This window comes from Ancylobacter sp. TW_SC_1, assembly GCF_056836805.1.
The window spans coordinates 2567004-2581295 of the sequence record NZ_CM166365.1 but is presented as its reverse complement, the minus strand read 5'-3'; the positions used below and the strand labels follow the sequence as shown (position 1 = coordinate 2581295).

General features: G+C 66.6%; 13 protein-coding genes. 9 read left to right on the top strand and 4 right to left on the bottom strand.

Translation table 11 applies throughout. From position 1 onward, the window contains the following. Nucleotides 1-447, bottom strand: coding sequence for a c-type cytochrome (locus tag AC1PZ7_RS11910; RefSeq protein WP_482355440.1), 447 nt, complete (start codon nucleotides 445-447; stop codon nucleotides 1-3). 244 nt (nucleotides 448-691) lie between these two features. Between AC1PZ7_RS11910 and AC1PZ7_RS11905 the strand changes: the two genes are divergently transcribed. From AC1PZ7_RS11905 to AC1PZ7_RS11890, 4 genes are all read left to right on the top strand, one after another. Continuing rightward, a complete protein-coding gene (locus AC1PZ7_RS11905) occupies nucleotides 692-1507 on the top strand; it encodes a universal stress protein (RefSeq protein ID WP_482355439.1) in 816 nt (271 codons plus the stop codon). Nucleotides 1508-1711: 204 nt separating this feature from the next. After that, complete coding sequence (locus AC1PZ7_RS11900) at nucleotides 1712-2323, top strand: LysE family translocator (RefSeq protein ID WP_482355438.1); 612 nt, start codon at nucleotides 1712-1714, stop codon at nucleotides 2321-2323. Between the two features lie 57 nt (nucleotides 2324-2380). After that, the gene (locus AC1PZ7_RS11895; protein ID WP_482355437.1) at nucleotides 2381-3238 is read left to right on the top strand and encodes a UDP-2,3-diacylglucosamine diphosphatase; all 858 of its coding nucleotides are present in this window, start codon (nucleotides 2381-2383) and stop codon (nucleotides 3236-3238) included. Beyond that, the gene (locus tag AC1PZ7_RS11890) at nucleotides 3238-4296 is read left to right on the top strand and encodes a glycosyltransferase family 4 protein (RefSeq protein WP_482355436.1); all 1059 of its coding nucleotides are present in this window, start codon (nucleotides 3238-3240) and stop codon (nucleotides 4294-4296) included. The genes AC1PZ7_RS11895 and AC1PZ7_RS11890 overlap by 1 nt, the downstream gene beginning before the upstream one ends. A gap of 3 nt (nucleotides 4297-4299) precedes the next feature. Here the strand turns inward: AC1PZ7_RS11890 and AC1PZ7_RS11885 are convergent, their stop codons facing one another. Beyond that, a complete protein-coding gene (locus AC1PZ7_RS11885) occupies nucleotides 4300-5289 on the bottom strand; it encodes a threonine ammonia-lyase (RefSeq protein ID WP_482355435.1) in 990 nt (329 codons plus the stop codon). A 146-nt stretch (nucleotides 5290-5435) separates the two neighbouring features. Here AC1PZ7_RS11885 and AC1PZ7_RS11880 point away from each other — a divergent pair, with 146 nt between their 5' ends. Then, on the top strand, nucleotides 5436-6056 hold the full coding sequence (locus AC1PZ7_RS11880; RefSeq protein ID WP_482355434.1) for a helix-turn-helix domain-containing protein: 621 nt from the start codon (nucleotides 5436-5438) through the stop codon (nucleotides 6054-6056). 202 nt (nucleotides 6057-6258) lie between these two features. Here AC1PZ7_RS11880 and AC1PZ7_RS11875 read toward each other — a convergent pair whose 3' ends face one another. Then, a complete protein-coding gene (locus tag AC1PZ7_RS11875) occupies nucleotides 6259-8475 on the bottom strand; it encodes an esterase-like activity of phytase family protein (protein WP_482355433.1) in 2217 nt (738 codons plus the stop codon). 265 nt (nucleotides 8476-8740) lie between these two features. On the opposite strand from AC1PZ7_RS11875, the gene AC1PZ7_RS11870 reads away from it, so the two are divergent. The 3 genes from AC1PZ7_RS11870 to AC1PZ7_RS11860 all read left to right on the top strand — a co-directional run bounded on the left by AC1PZ7_RS11870 (nucleotide 8741) and on the right by AC1PZ7_RS11860 (nucleotide 12003). Next, on the top strand, nucleotides 8741-9880 hold the full coding sequence (locus tag AC1PZ7_RS11870) for a TRAP transporter substrate-binding protein (RefSeq protein WP_482355432.1): 1140 nt from the start codon (nucleotides 8741-8743) through the stop codon (nucleotides 9878-9880). A 165-nt stretch (nucleotides 9881-10045) separates the two neighbouring features. Further along, complete coding sequence (locus AC1PZ7_RS11865; protein WP_482355431.1) at nucleotides 10046-10675, top strand: TRAP transporter small permease subunit; 630 nt, start codon at nucleotides 10046-10048, stop codon at nucleotides 10673-10675. Continuing rightward, nucleotides 10675-12003 carry a TRAP transporter large permease gene (locus tag AC1PZ7_RS11860; protein WP_482355430.1) on the top strand — a complete coding sequence of 443 codons (1329 nt, stop codon included), beginning with the start codon at nucleotides 10675-10677 and terminating at the stop codon, nucleotides 12001-12003. The genes AC1PZ7_RS11865 and AC1PZ7_RS11860 overlap by 1 nt, the downstream gene beginning before the upstream one ends. Nucleotides 12004-12089: 86 nt before the next feature. Here AC1PZ7_RS11860 and AC1PZ7_RS11855 read toward each other — a convergent pair whose 3' ends face one another. Further along, nucleotides 12090-13565, bottom strand: a complete 1476-nt coding sequence (locus AC1PZ7_RS11855; RefSeq protein ID WP_482355429.1) for an ATP-binding protein — start codon at nucleotides 13563-13565, stop codon at nucleotides 12090-12092. A 140-nt stretch (nucleotides 13566-13705) separates the two neighbouring features. Between AC1PZ7_RS11855 and AC1PZ7_RS11850 the strand changes: the two genes are divergently transcribed. Continuing rightward, nucleotides 13706-14167 (top strand): DUF488 domain-containing protein, encoded by a 462-nt coding sequence (locus AC1PZ7_RS11850; RefSeq protein ID WP_482355428.1) that lies wholly within the window; start codon nucleotides 13706-13708, stop codon nucleotides 14165-14167. Nucleotides 14168-14292 lie beyond the last annotated feature (125 nt).

Here is a 14292-nt window from a genome sequence, read left to right as displayed (position 1 = left end):
TCACTTCTTCTGGCGGAAGGTGTCGTGGCAGGTTCCGCAGGTGCGGATCACGCCGGGGAAGTTCGCCTTGAAGCTGGCCTCGTCGGTGATCGCGGCACGGGCAGCGGCGGCATCGCTGCCGAGCTTGGCGAAGAGCGCCTCGAATTCGGGCGTCTTGGTCCACACCGTCTCCAGCGCCTCGGTATCCGGGCCGGGCCCGGAGCCCAGCGGGAAAAGCGTCGGCAGGACCTTGGCATTCTTGACATAGGTGTCGAGCGCCGCCTGCACGGCCGCGAGATCGAACGGCGTGTTCCCGCGCAGCATTCCGCCGACGGGCTTGGTCACGCTGCCGAACTCCTTCAGCAGGGTCTGTCGTTCCTTCACGACGTCGGACTGGGCGACCACCGCGGTGGTCGCGACGGCAGTGAAGATGGCGATTGCACCGGCAATCGTCAGGCGACGCGACATGAAAAGCTCCCTCATCGACGTGCTGCGACGCAGCACATACCCCGCCACCTTATTGTCGCTCCAGACAATGACAATCGGCAGGAAGTCGCGTTCGCGCGCTCGTGAAGGGAACGTCAGATCCTGCCGGATGAGGTATGGTGAATACCTAATGCCTCTTGCGGATCGTGGTTTTCCGCATTTTCATTGGCAGGCTCTAACCCTACGTAAAAATCAATAACCGTTGTCACGAGAGAGAGAAGCGCCCATGTCCATCCGCACAATTCTCCTGCACGCTGCGCCCGACTCTGGCTTCAATGATCGTCTCGCCCTTGCCATCGCTCTCGCGCGTCAGTCCGGCGCCAGCCTGAAGGCGCTCTACACGCTCTACCCCGCCGGCGTTCCGCGCGTCGGCCGCGCCCTCTCGATCTATGTGAACGAACTGGTGCATGAGGCGAAGGAGAAGGAAGCCGGCCTCAAGGCGCAGTTCGAAGCCTCCACCGCCGCCGCCGGCATTGCGGCTTCCTGGCAGACGATCGAGGGCGAAGTTGCGCCGGCGCTCCGCGACGAAGTCACCTTCGCCGACCTCACCGTCGTCAGCGAGACGCCTTATGGCACCGTGGACGACCAGCTCGCCGCCACCCTGCCCGAGCATCTCGCCCTCTCCTGCCATGGCCCCGTCGTCGTGGTGCCGACCGGCAAGCCGGTACCGACGCGCATCGGCCGCGTGCTTGTGGCATGGAAGCCCTCGCGCGAGGCCGGCCATGCCGTCCGCTTCGCCCTGCCGCTCCTCGCGCTCGCCGAAGAGGTCGAGGTCCTGACCGTCGAGGAAGGCAACGCCGGCGTGGCCGATTCCGGCGCCCGGCTCGCCGCGTTTCTCGGCAGCCATGGCGTGAATGCGAAGCACAATCACGTCAAGGACGGCCATGCGAGCAGCGCCATTTCCAACGAGGCGCAGAAGTTCGGTGCCGATCTTCTGGTGATGGGCGTCTATAGCCGCTCGCGGCTTGCCGAGATGGTGCTCGGCGGCGTCACCGCCTCGCTGCTCACCGATCCGCCGGTGCCGCTGTTCGTCGCTCACTGAGCGCGCTGCCGAACCAGATATCCGTCGCGACGACGTGCCGCCGGCCTCGACAGGGCCGGCGGCATTTTCGTCGGCGCCCTCCGATACGAGGAACGGCGTTTCCGGGTTGCGAGGCTCCGGCCGGCGGCTTAGCTCTCGCGCGCCATGTCGCGACGGTCGGTCGGGGCGGCCGACCGGGCCGGCCGATCTGCGAGGAGAGCCAGCGTGTCGTCTCAACTGTTGTCGTCCCAGCTTCTGCCCATGTTCCTGTTCGCGCTGGCGGGGGCACTGACCCCGGGGCCGAACAACATGATCTCGGCCGGTTCGGGCGCCGCCTTCGGCTTCCGGCTCACCCTGCCGCAGATCTGGGGCGTCACGGTCGGCTTCACCGTGATGGTCGTCGCCATCGGCATGGGGCTGGGCACGCTGTTCCTGGCGATCCCCTACATGCACCAGACCCTGAAGATCGCCGGGTCGCTCTATCTGCTCTATCTCGCCTGGAAGATCGCCAATGCTGGCGGGCCGGCCGGCGGAACCGCCATCGAGCGGCCGATGACCGTGCTTCAATCCGCGCTGTTCCAGTGGGTCAACCCCAAGGCATGGACCATTGCGCTGTCCATCGTGCCGGCCTTCACGACGGTCGGCGGCGACAACGTCTTCGGCGAGGTGGCGATCATCGCGCTCATCTCCGGCGCCGTCACCTTCCCCAGCCTCTGCCTGTGGGCCGGCTTCGGCGCGCTTCTCGCCCGCCTGTTCTCGACGCCGCGCCAGCAGCGGATGGTGAACTACGCGATGGCGGCGCTGGTTGCCGCGAGCGTGGTCCTGCTTTTCATCTGAAAGTGCAGCGCAGCAATCGTCATAAAAGCGTGATGCGACTCGGGCTTATCTGCCCGCATGAACTCATCGCCCAGCCCGTTCGAGGGCATGACCGAGAGGGCTTTCGAGGTGAACGACGCACCCGAGGCGCGCCGGTACCGCAGTCTGTTTCTGTCCGATGTCCATCTCGGCACGAAGGGCTGCCAGGCCGATCTTCTGCTCGATTTCCTGCGCTACCACGAGGCCGACACGATCTACCTCGTCGGCGACATCGTCGACGGCTGGCGGCTGCGCTCCGGCTGGTACTGGCCGCAGACGCACAATGACGTGGTGCAGAAGCTGCTGCGCAAGGGCCGCAAGGGCGCGCGCATCGTCTACCTGCCGGGGAACCACGATGAATTCCTCCGCGACTATTACGGCAATCATTTCGGCGGCATCGAGGTGGTCGAGACGGCGATCCACGAAGCCGCCGACGGCAAGCGCTACCTCGTCATCCATGGCGACGTGTTCGATGTCGTCGTGCGCCACGCCAAATGGCTCGCCTTCCTCGGCGACGGCGCCTACACCGCCGCGCTCGGCCTCAACACCTATCTCAACTGGATACGGCGCAAGCTCGGCTTTCCCTATTGGTCTCTGAGCCAGTGGGCGAAGCTGAAGGTCAAGAACGCGGTCAATTTCATCGGCCGCTTCGAGGAGGCGGTCGCCACCGAGGCGCGCCGCCACAAGGTGGACGGCGTGGTGTGCGGCCACATCCATCACGCCGTCATTCACGACAGCTTCGGTATCGCGTACGTTAATTGCGGCGACTGGGTGGAAAGCTGCACGGCGATCGTCGAACATGACGACGGACGCCTGGAGCTGATCGACTGGGCGCGCCAGACCCGGGCGCGGGTGAGCGCGCCGCTGCTGCTCGAACGGCCGAAGGTCGCCGCCTGATGCGCATTGTCATCGCAACGGACGCCTGGCTGCCGCAGGTGAACGGCGTCGTCCGCTCGTTGCAGAACACCGCGCGCGAGGCAGCAACGCTCGGCGCGCGGATCGACTTCCTCACCCCCGCCGATTTCCGCACCGTGCCGATGCCGACCTACCCGGAGATCCGGCTGGCGCTCGCCACGCCCGGCCGCGTAGGCCGGCGGATGGACGAGATCGGCGCCGACTATGTGCACATCGCCACCGAGGGGCCGATCGGCATCATGGCGCGGCGGGTCTGCCTGAGCCGGCGGCAGAGCTTTACCACCAGCTATCACACCCGCTTTCCCGAATATCTCTCGGCCCGCGCGCCGGTGCCGGAAGTGCTGTCCTATGCCTGGCTGCGGCGCTTCCACAATGCCGGGGCCGGCGTGATGGTCTCCACCCCGACGCTGGAGACGGAGCTGCGCGCGCGCGGCTTCCGCAACATCATGCGCTGGTCGCGCGGCGTCGACGCGGAACTGTTCCGCCCGCGTCCGCGCGACGAGATGGATGCGCTTGTCGCCGCCCTGCCGCGTCCGGTCTTCCTCTCGGTCGGCCGTGTGGCGGTGGAGAAGAACATCTCCGCCTTCCTCCAGCTCGACCTGCCCGGCAGCAAGGTCGTGGTGGGCGAAGGGCCGGCACGCGCGGAGCTTCAGGCCCGCCATCCCGATGTGCACTTCCTCGGCCTGAAGGAAGGCGAGGCGCTTGCCCGGATCTATGCCGCCGCCGACATTTTCGTCTTCCCCAGCCTGACCGACACGTTCGGCATCGTGCTGCTGGAGGCGCTGGCGAGCGGCCTGCCGGTCGCCGCCTTCCCCGTTACCGGGCCGAAGGACGTGATCGGCGACGCGCAGACGCCGGTCGGAGTGCTCGGCGACGATCTGCAAAAGGCCGCGCTGGCCGCGCTCGACATCGACCGCGAGGCTGCACGCGCCTATGCGCTGCGCTTCTCCTGGCGGGCCTGCACCGAGCAGTTCCTGCACAATATCGAGGCCGCCCACCTGCGCGCCCACGCCGCCCCCTCCGGCGCGGCGGCAGGCTGAGGTTCAGGCGGCGGCGAGGCAGCGGGCGAAGGTCGACTGGTCCACATTGCCACCGGACAGCACGATGGCCGCCACCTTGCCCTTGAGGTCGAGCTTGCCGGCCAGCACGGCGGCGAGCGCCACCGCCCCGCCCGGCTCGACGACGATCTTCAGTTCCTCGAAGGCGAAGGCCACGGCGCGCGCCACTTCCTCGTCGGTGGCGGAAACGCCTTCACCGACGATGCGCGAGGAAATCTCGAAGGTCAGGCGGCCCGGAGTCGCCGCCAGCAGCGCGTCACAGATCGAGCCGGTGGCGCGGTTGTTGCGCTCGCGCCCGCCGGAGCGGAAGGAGCGCGCGTGATCGTCGAAACCGGCCGGCTCCGCCGTCATCACCCGCGCCTGCGGGAAATGATGCTTCACCGCAAGGGCGATGCCGGAGACGAGGCCGCCGCCGGAAGCGTTGGCCACCACCACGTCGGGCGGGAGGCCGAGCGTCGCGAGGTCCTCGGCGATCTCCAGCCCCACCGTGCCCTGCCCGGCGATGATGTGGAAATCGTCATAGGGCGGCACGAACACGGCGCCCCGCTCGCGGGCGATCTCGCCGGCGATGGCGTCGCGGTCGTCGCGCTCGCGGTCATACTCGACCACCTCGCCGCCGAAGGCGATGGTACGCGCCCGCTTCATCGCCGGTGCGTCCTTCGGCATCACGATCACCGAGCGCATGCCCATGAGCGTGGCCGCCGCCGCCACGCCCTGCGCGTGGTTGCCGGAGGAGCAGGCGACGACGCCGCCGGCGCGCTGGTCCGCGGGGATTCGCGAGATGCGGTTATAGGCGCCGCGGAACTTGAACGAGCCGGTACGCTGGAGCGGCTCCGGCTTCAGGAACACCTGCCCGCCGGTGAGCTCGTCAAGGCGGGCGCAGGAGATCAGCGGCGTGCGCACCGCCACGCCGGACAGGCGTTCGGCGGCCGAGATGACGTCGTCGACGGTGGGAAGGGCGTTGCTCTGCATCATGCGGCAAGCTTAGTCCGCCGGCAGGTCGCGTGCATGCGATTTCACCGCCTTTTGCGCGACCTTTTTCGCTCCCCCGTGCGGCGCGCTTGCGCCACCTCGCCGGGCCGACCTAGATGTATGTCCCATAACACCAAACAGGAGCAGGCATGTCGGGTCGCACGCGCAGTCTCGATCGGAGCGACATGGATGCCGGGGCGCAGGCGATCACCGGCCAGCTCGGCCGCACCATCCAGCGCCTGCGCAAGGCCTACAACCTCTCGCTCTCCGAGCTTTCCGAGCAGTCCGGCGTCGCCAAGTCGATCATCAGCCAGATCGAGCGCAACGAGACCAATCCCACACTCGCCACGGTCTGGCGGCTCTCGCAGGCCCTCGACATGTCGATCGACCGCTTCATGGCGGCGACGGATGACGAGCCCTTCGTCGAGCACCTGACGCGGGGCGACACGCCGATCCTGGTCTCCGAGGACGGCAAGTGCCGCCTCACCATCACCGGCTGGATCAAGACGGTGGAATGGCTGCAATGGTTCGACTTCGTTGCCGAGCCTGGCGGCGAACTGGTCTCGGACGGCCACCAGCGCGGCTCGGTGGAGTGCCTGTCCGTGCTCGCCGGCGAGTTGCAGGTGGAATGCGGCGACGTGATCGAGACCGCGCGGGCCGGCGAGACCTTGCGCTACCGTTGCGACCGCCGCCACATCATCCGCAACGTCAGCGACGAAACGGCGCACGCCACCATGGTCTGCCTGCTCAAGGCCGCCGTGCTCGACTGAGCGGCGCGCACCCCCTGAATGCAAACGGGCGCCCGAGGCGCCCGTCCATGCTCCGTTTCCGAGCGCCCCTGCTCCCCTCATAGCCGGACCCGACCTGGCCACCCAGACTTGGACCGGAAGCCGGCGGCAAGGCTGGGTCCCCGGGTCAAGCCCGGGGATGAGGGAAACGGGGAGGTCGATGCCTCGGCTCAGGACATCCCGGTCAGTCGAGCTTTCCGATCGCCATGAACTGCGTCTCGCCGGAGGTCCCGTCCACGCCGTCATTGTCGGTGACGATGAAGGCGTTTCCATTCGCGTCGATGGCGAAGCTCTCGACCTTGTCGAGCACGTAGCCCTTCGGAGCCTGAAGCAAGGGCAGCAGGTCCTTCACCTCGCTCTTGGTGAGTTCGGCCGGCTTTTCCTCGCTGCCGAGAGCCACCGGCTTCACGCCCTTGAGTGAGACATAGGCGAGCTTCTTGATCGCGGCGTCCGACCCGATCAGGTTGTCGCGCTCGATGGCGATCAGCCCGTCCTTGTACGGCGCCAGTTCGGAAAGACCCACCCAACCCTTGGCGGACTTTTCGAGTGGGTAGCGCACATAGCCCCAGCTCTTGTCGGCCGGCCTGTAGGCGATCAGCTTGGCAAAACCCTTCGGGTCGTCCTTCCACTCGCGCTGGACGGCGATCCACACCGTCTCCTCGGCGCCCGAGCCGACCACCGCGACGCCCTCGAAGCCGAAGCGGGTGGCCTGCGCCGCCACCGCCTCGGGGAGCGCGATTTCCTCCGCGATGGCGCCATCGGCATCGACGCGCAGCAGAAGGTTCTGCGTCGCCTTCTCCTTCTTCTCCGGATTGCCTTCCGAAACCACCCAGAAGCCGCCCTCGGGACGCACCGCAATGCCTTCGAGATCGAGGCCCTTGGCCGGTTCGCCGCCCTTGGTCAGCACGGTGGCGGCGACGATCTTCGCCGGCAGGGAAGTGGCGTCGACGGTGAGGATGCGCGCCTGCGCGTAGGCGCTGTCGGACACTGCGTAGAGCTTGCCCGGCTGCTTGGCGTCGGCGGCGAAGCCCGAAAGGGCCGACCACCAGATCGGCAGCCCGTCCGGGCCGTCGGCCGAGAGAATCGTCGGATAGGACGGCTTGGCGCCCGGCTGGCGCTGATAGACGGTCACGACCGAGCCGATGCCGCCATCCTCGCGCCGGTCGGTCTCGGCGGCGGTGACGAACAGCTCGCGGCTGGGAATGGCGATCAGCCCTTCCGGCCCGACGCCGCCCGGCAGCACCTGCAGGAATTCCGGCGCTTCGGCGCCACCCTTGTCGCGGTAGACGAAGACCAGCGAGCCACGCTCGGAAGCGACGAAGATCAGGCGCTCGTCGCCGAAGGTCGCGACTTCCGCGCCCTCCATCTCGATGCCCTTCTTGTTGCGCTTGTCGGGATAGTGACCGAGCCGCACTGCCATGTGCTCGGGCGCCGCGCCACTCTCGAACAGCAGCTTGCCGGTCTTGTCGAAGATAGAGAAGCCGCGCGTTCCGCCCTTCCAGTCGCCCTCATTGGCGATGACGAAGCGGTCGTCGTCGATCCACTGCACGGTGTCGGGCTCGCGCGCCACGGCCTTGAGCGTGCCGGACAGGTCGATGACGCCATCCTTCTTGGTGTCGATATGGTCGAGATCGACGGTGCCCGCCGGGAAATGCGAGACGATCTTGCCGGTCGGCAGGTCGACGACGACGATATGGTTGTTCTCCTGCAGGGTGACGACGACCTCATTGCGGGAGTTGATATCGACATATTCCGGCTCGGGATCCTCCGGCGCGACGGTTGCGAGGCCGGTGAGGCTCACCACCGTCTTGCTGGCCGGATCGACCACGCCGTCCTTGATGCGGAAATAGGTGAGGTTGCCGGGCGGCGACTGGGGAATGGCGCCGTCATTGACGTCCTCGTCGCGCTCATTCTCGATCGCGATGGCGAGATAGCCGCCATCCGGGCTCTTGGTGATCGAGTCGGGCTGCCCGCCGAGATCGACCTTCTCCTCGACCTTGCGGCTGGCGATGTCGACGACGGCAAGGTGGCCAGACGGATTGGCCTTGGATTCCGACGTGTTGACGCCGACATAGACCTTGCCGCCGATGACGACGCTGGTGGTCGGCTCGCCGTCGAGCGCGACAATGCCCGCCGGCTTCGGCGCAGCCGGGTCGGTGATGTCGATGAAGCCGATGCGCTGGCCGGGACTGTCGCTGTAGATCAGCGTCTTGCCGTCCTCGGTGAAGGTGATGATCTCGGCGGCCGTCGACTTGGCCGGATCGGCGCCCGCCGGCAGGTTTTCGACCACGTTGAAGGTGGCGATGCGATTGAACGCGGCATCGGCTGCCTGAGCCGGCGCCGCGAATGCGGCAAGGCCGAGTACTGCCGCCGACACGCCGGCGAGAAGAATCGAGCGCATGGAATTGATCCCCGTCAGAATGCGGACGAACGCCCGCCTGACGCCGTTCAATTCCCGGCCCGTGACAGCGCGATGACGATTTCGCCGTCAAGCATGCCGAAACGCCTGCCGAGTTCGACTTAGGTCGAATGGAATTTATGATTATGGCGCGAGTTTTGGCTTGCACTTACCCTTTCGGCATCGTCTCTTGAACCAACGGGACAAGGCGCTTGATCGCCGCCCGGCGGGATAACCCGCGTAGGAAACGCCATAGGAGGAACCGCCCATGACCGATACGTCAGGGAAGAGTGTGGACTCGCGTCACGACGTCCGCACCAATCGTCGTCGCTTCATCGCAACTGCCGCCGCCGCTGCCGGCGCGACGGTCATCGCCGCCCCGGCCGTCCATGCCCAGGCGCCCATCAAGCTCAAATTCCAGTCGACCTGGCCGAACAAGGACATCTTCCACGAGTTCGCCGGCGACTATGTGAAGCGCGTCAACGCCATGACCGGCGGGCGCGTGGAGCTGGAGATCCTGCCGGCCGGCTCGGTCGTCCCCGCCTTCCAGATGCTCGACGCGGTGTCTTCCGGCATCCTCGATGGCGGCCACGGCGTCGCCGCCTACTGGTACGGCAAGAGCAAGGCGTTCTCGCTGTTCGGCACGGCCCCGGCCTTCGGCTGGGACGCGGACGAACTGCTCGGCTGGGTACGCTACGGCGGCGGCCAGGAGCTCTATGACGACCTGGTGCAGAACACGCTGAAGCTGAACGTCGTCGGCATGCTGACCGGGCCGATGCCCAGCCAGCCGCTCGGCTGGTTCAAGAAGGAAATCACCAGCGCCGACGACATGAAGGGCATGAAGTACCGCACCGTCGGCCTCGGCGCGGACCTCTTCAAGGAGTTCGGCGCGGCGGTGACCATCGTGCCGGGCGGCGAAATCGTGCCGGCGATCGACCGCGGCCTGCTCGACGGCGCCGAGTTCAACAACCCGTCCTCCGACCTCATTCTCGGCTTCCCTGATGTGGCCAAGGTCTACATGCTCGGCAGCTACCATCAGGCGCTCGAGTGCTTCGAGATCCTGTTCAACAAGACCAAGTTCGACAGCCTGCCCAAGGATGTACAGGAGATCCTGAAGGGCGCGTCCGACGCCACCTCCTCCACCATGATGTGGAAGGCGCAGGACCGCTACTCCAAGGACCTTGCGGCGATCAAGGCGCGTGGCGTGAAGGTGCTGCCGACGCCGAAGGCGGTGCTCGAGGCTCAGCTCAATGCCTGGGACGTCGTGATCGCCAACCTTTCGGCCGACCCCGTCTTCAAGAAGGTGGTCGACAGCCAGAAGGAATGGGCCAAGCGCATCGTCGGCTTCCGTCTGGAATACGAGCCGGATTCCAAGTTCGCTTACGACCACTTCTTCAAGACGGCCTGATCCCGCTGTCTTAGCGCGCCCCTCTCCGGCAACGGAGGGGGGCTCTTGTTTCGGTCGCATCATGGATGACAGTGCATCGCGGAACCTGCCTCGGGGCACGGTTTCGGCGATGAGTCACAGCTATGCAACCGCGCCAAGAGGCCATGCCACAAAAGGCCACTCCCCATGCAATCCATCCTTCTCGGCGTCGACCGGCTGAACGCCTTCATCGGCAAGCTTTTCGCCTGGTGCATCGTCATCCTCATGGCGGCCATCTGCTATGAGGTGTTCCGCCGCTATGTTCTGCGCGACCCCACCACCTGGGCCTATGACGTCAGCCTGATGCTCTATGGCGCCCTCTTCATGATGGCGGGTGCCTATACCCTGTCGCGCAACGGCCATGTGCGGGGCGACTTCATTTATCGGAAATGGCACCCGACGACGCAGGCCAAGAGCGACCTCGTCCTGTACTTCCTGTTCTACTTCCCGGGCATCCTGGCGCTGATCTATTCCGGCTGGGGCTATTTCTACCTCTCCTATTTGCTGAACGAGCATTCCTCCTTCAGTCCGGAAGGCCCGGTCATCTGGCCGTTCAAGGCCATCATTCCCTTCGTCGGCGTGATGATGCTGCTTCAGGGCATGGTGGAGGTCGTGCGCTGCTGGATCTGCATCCGCGACGGCGACTGGCCGCAGCGCCTGCACGATGTGGAGGAACTGGAGAAGGTCATCCTCGACGAAGCGGCCGCCAAGGCCGCGCTGGAAGAAGCCGCCGCCAACGCCGCCGAGCGTGAGTCCACCACCCGGGGGTCCCTGTGATGTTTCTCTCCGATCCCGCGCTCGGCATCCTGATGCTGGTGCTGTTCCTGATCCTGCTGATGCTCGGCTTCCCGATCGCCTTCACCCTGATGGCGCTCGGCGTGGCCTTCGGCTACCTCTCGATCGGCGACGGCATCTTCCAGCTCTTCGTCCAGCGCACCTATTCGGTGATGGCGAACGACGTGCTGATCTCGATCCCGCTGTTCCTGTTCATGGGCTACGTGATCGAGCGCGCCAACATCCTCGATCGGCTGTTCCGCGCCATCCAGCTCGCCGCCGGCTGGATTCCCGGCTCGCTCGCCGTGGCCACGCTCATCACCTGCGCGCTGTTCGCCACCGCGACCGGCATCGTCGGTGCCGTCGTCACGCTGATGGGGCTGCTCGCCTTCCCCGCGATGCTGCGTGCCGGCTACGACACCAAGATCGCGTCCGGCGTCGTCTGCGCGGGCGGCTGTCTCGGCATCTTGATCCCGCCGAGCGTCATGCTCATCCTCTATGGCGCCACCGCCGGCGTCTCGGTGGTGAAGCTCTATGCTGCCGCCTTCATCCCCGGCATCACGCTTGCGGGCATGTACATCGCCTATGTCGTCATCCGGGCGATGCTCAACCCGTCACTGGCGCCGAAGCTGCCGGAGTCGGAACGCAACGTTCCGACGATGACCATCGTCATCGCCCTGCTGACATCGTTCCTTCCTCTGGTGGCGTTGATCGTCACGGTGCTGGGCTGCATCATCTTCGGCCTTGCCACGCCTTCGGAGGCGGCGGCGGTCGGCGCACTCGGGGCCATCCTTCTCGCCCTCGCCTACCGCACCTTCAGCATCGAGAAGCTGAAGGACTCGGTATTCCTGACGGCCCGTGCCTCGGCGATGGTCTGCTGGCTGTTCGTGGGCTCGGCGGTGTTCTCCGCCGTCTTCGCCCTGCTCGGCGGCCAGCGGGTGGTGGAAGAGTTCATCATGGGGCTGAATCTGGGGCCCGTCGGCTTCCTGATCCTCACCCAGGTGATCATCTTCGTGCTGGGCTGGCCGCTGGAATGGACGGAGATCATCGTGATCTTCCTGCCCATCTTCCTGCCCCTGCTCGACCATTTCGGCGTCGACCCGATCTTCTTCGGGGTACTGGTGGCGCTGAACCTGCAGACCTCGTTCCTGTCTCCACCCGTGGCAATGGCACCATTCTACCTAAAAGGCGTGGCGCCGAAGCATGTCTCGATCGACGAGATCTTCTCCGGCGTGATGCCCTTCATCTTCATCGTCGTCTTCGCGATGATCCTGCTCTACACCTTCCCGGGCTTCGCGCTCTGGCTGCCGAACTACCTCTACGGGGGCTGATCGCAGCTGACAGAAAAAAGGAAACGGGCCCGGCGACGGGCCCGTTTTCATGTCCGGCGATGGGGCATGCTAGGCGATGGACTGTCCTAAACGGTGAGCGCCTTGGGATCGCCCGGCGCCGTCTTCCAGCCGAGCGCGGGGAAGCGCACGACGCGCCGTCCCCGGAAATCGGCTTCGCAGACGAGATGGCCGCGCTCCTCCATATAGGTCAGCAGCCAGCGCCCGCGCGAGGGCGAGCGGCTGCCATAGGCGCGCGCCAGCGCCTCGTCGGCGGGCGAGGGCGCGCCCTCCATGCCGGCGCGGGCCAGCAATAGGAACACGCCCTGCATCTCCTCCGGCAGGCCCGCCGCCTGCTCCACGGCACGCTGCCAGCCCTCGTCCCCGACCGGCGCATCGAGCCCGGCGCGGGCGATCGCCAGGCGCCGGGTGAACTCGGCGAGGTCCGGCACCTTCGAGCCGACCCGCCGCACCCGGCAATGCACCAGGAAATCGGGATAGAGCGAGGCGGCGGAGCGGAACGGCGCGTCCGGATCCGCCACGAACTGGCGCACGATCTCGCCGACCAGCGCCTCGCGCTCTGCGTCGAACGCCGCCGCCGCTTCCGGATCGACCGGTACCGGCTCGAGTGCCGGTGCGTCTTCCAGCGTCTCGAGGATTGTCTCCGTCGGGCGTGGCTCGACGCGCCGCGGAGGTGCGGGAAGCGGCTCGGTGCCGAGATCGTCGAAGATGAGGTCCTGGAGCTCGGCCATGCCCATTTCCGGCGGCGGCATCAGCGAGGGGCGGCCGTTGCGGCTGGCGGTCTCGACATGGCCGATCTTCACCGGCAGCGGACGGCGCGACAGCGCCGGGCCGAGCGCCACGAAGGAGCCGGTGTTGAGATCGCGAAAACTCTCCGCCTGCCGCTTCTCCATGCCGAGCAGGTCGGCCGCGCGCGCCATGTCGATGTCGAGGAAGGTGCGGCCCATCAGGAAGTTCGAGGCTTCCGCCGCGACATTCTTGGCCAGCTTGGCGAGGCGCTGGGTGGCGATGACGCCGGCGAGGCCGCGCTTGCGGCCGCGGCACATCAGGTTGGTCATCGCCGAGAGCGAGATGCGCCGCGCCTCGTCCGATATCTCGCCGCCGCCGGCCGGCGCGAAGAGCTGCGCCTCGTCGACGATCACCAGCATGGGAAACCAGTATTCGCGTTCGGCGTCGAACAGGCCGTTGAGGAAGGCGGCGGCCGAACGCATCTGCGCATCGGCATCGAGCCCTTCGAGGTTGAACACGACGGAAGCGCGGTGCTTGCGGATGCGGGCGGCGATGCGCTGGATCTCGCCGGCGGTGCGCTCGGCGTCGATCACGACATGACCGAAGCGCTCGGCAAGGCCGACGAAGTCGCCTTCCGGGTCGATGATCGCCTGCTGCACATGGCCGGCACTCTGCTCAAGCAGGCGGCGGAGCAGATGCGACTTTCCCGAGCCCGAATTGCCCTGCACCAGCAGGCGCGTGGACAGGAGCTCCTCCAGATCGAGCCGCACCGGCTGGCCGGCAGTGCTGCTCCCGAGCTCGATTCCGATCTTCATCTGCGATGACGCGTTCCTGGTCGACCGTCCCACTCGGCCCCGGGTGTAGCACGCAGGGCGCGCATGGGAGGGCCGACAGGGAGAAGTCCACAGATTCGGGGACGCTCGACAAGAGCCTGTCGGACGTTCATCTTCCGCCCATGGCAGCCCATCCACCGCTCTTCACCATCGGCTACGAGCAGGTCTCGTCCACCGCCGTGCTCGACACGTTGAGCGCGGCGGGCGTGGAACTTCTGGTCGACGTCCGCGCCGTGGCCGCCTCCCGGCGCGCCGGCTTCTCCAAAAGCCTGCTCGCCGCCGGCGTGGCGAGCCGCGACATCGGCTATCTCCACCTGCGCGGCCTCGGCACCCCGGCGGAAGGACGCCAGGCGGCACGCAGCGGGCGCTACGACGAGCTGCGGCGCATCTATGACGCGCATCTGGCGACCCCGACCGCGCAGGAGCAGCTCGACGAACTGACCGGGCTGGTGAAGGCGGGGCGGCGCGTCTGCCTGCTCTGCTTCGAACGCCATCCCGAACATTGCCATCGGCAGATGATCGCCGACCTGATCTGCGAGCGGGTGGCGGTGGATGTGGAGCATCTGGCGGCTCCGCCGGTCTGACGCCGATATGCGACAAAATGTCTCCAACCGTGCCGAGCATATTTCCAACACTCAATCCAACGTTGATTGAGCTGGCTAGTCAGCGGTGCTCGGATGGGTTGCACGTTAGCCCGTCCAATCCTCCT

Excerpts from the sequence above, each read along its gene's own strand:
- AC1PZ7_RS11910 (WP_482355440.1), bottom strand. The coding sequence starts at position 447 with ATGTCGCGTCGCCTGACGATTGCCGGTGCAATCGCCATCTTCACTGCC.
- AC1PZ7_RS11905 (WP_482355439.1), top strand. The coding sequence starts at position 692 with ATGTCCATCCGCACAATTCTCCTGCACGCTGCGCCCGACTCTGGCTTC.
- AC1PZ7_RS11895 (WP_482355437.1), top strand. The coding sequence starts at position 2,381 with ATGAACTCATCGCCCAGCCCGTTCGAGGGCATGACCGAGAGGGCTTTC.
- AC1PZ7_RS11890 (WP_482355436.1), top strand. The coding sequence starts at position 3,238 with ATGCGCATTGTCATCGCAACGGACGCCTGGCTGCCGCAGGTGAACGGC.
- AC1PZ7_RS11885 (WP_482355435.1), bottom strand. The coding sequence starts at position 5,289 with ATGATGCAGAGCAACGCCCTTCCCACCGTCGACGACGTCATCTCGGCC.
- AC1PZ7_RS11880 (WP_482355434.1), top strand. The coding sequence starts at position 5,436 with ATGTCGGGTCGCACGCGCAGTCTCGATCGGAGCGACATGGATGCCGGG.
- AC1PZ7_RS11875 (WP_482355433.1), bottom strand. The coding sequence starts at position 8,475 with ATGCGCTCGATTCTTCTCGCCGGCGTGTCGGCGGCAGTACTCGGCCTT.
- AC1PZ7_RS11870 (WP_482355432.1), top strand. The coding sequence starts at position 8,741 with ATGACCGATACGTCAGGGAAGAGTGTGGACTCGCGTCACGACGTCCGC.
- AC1PZ7_RS11865 (WP_482355431.1), top strand. The coding sequence starts at position 10,046 with ATGCAATCCATCCTTCTCGGCGTCGACCGGCTGAACGCCTTCATCGGC.
- AC1PZ7_RS11860 (WP_482355430.1), top strand. The coding sequence starts at position 10,675 with ATGTTTCTCTCCGATCCCGCGCTCGGCATCCTGATGCTGGTGCTGTTC.
- AC1PZ7_RS11855 (WP_482355429.1), bottom strand. The coding sequence starts at position 13,565 with ATGAAGATCGGAATCGAGCTCGGGAGCAGCACTGCCGGCCAGCCGGTG.
- AC1PZ7_RS11850 (WP_482355428.1), top strand. The coding sequence starts at position 13,706 with ATGGCAGCCCATCCACCGCTCTTCACCATCGGCTACGAGCAGGTCTCG.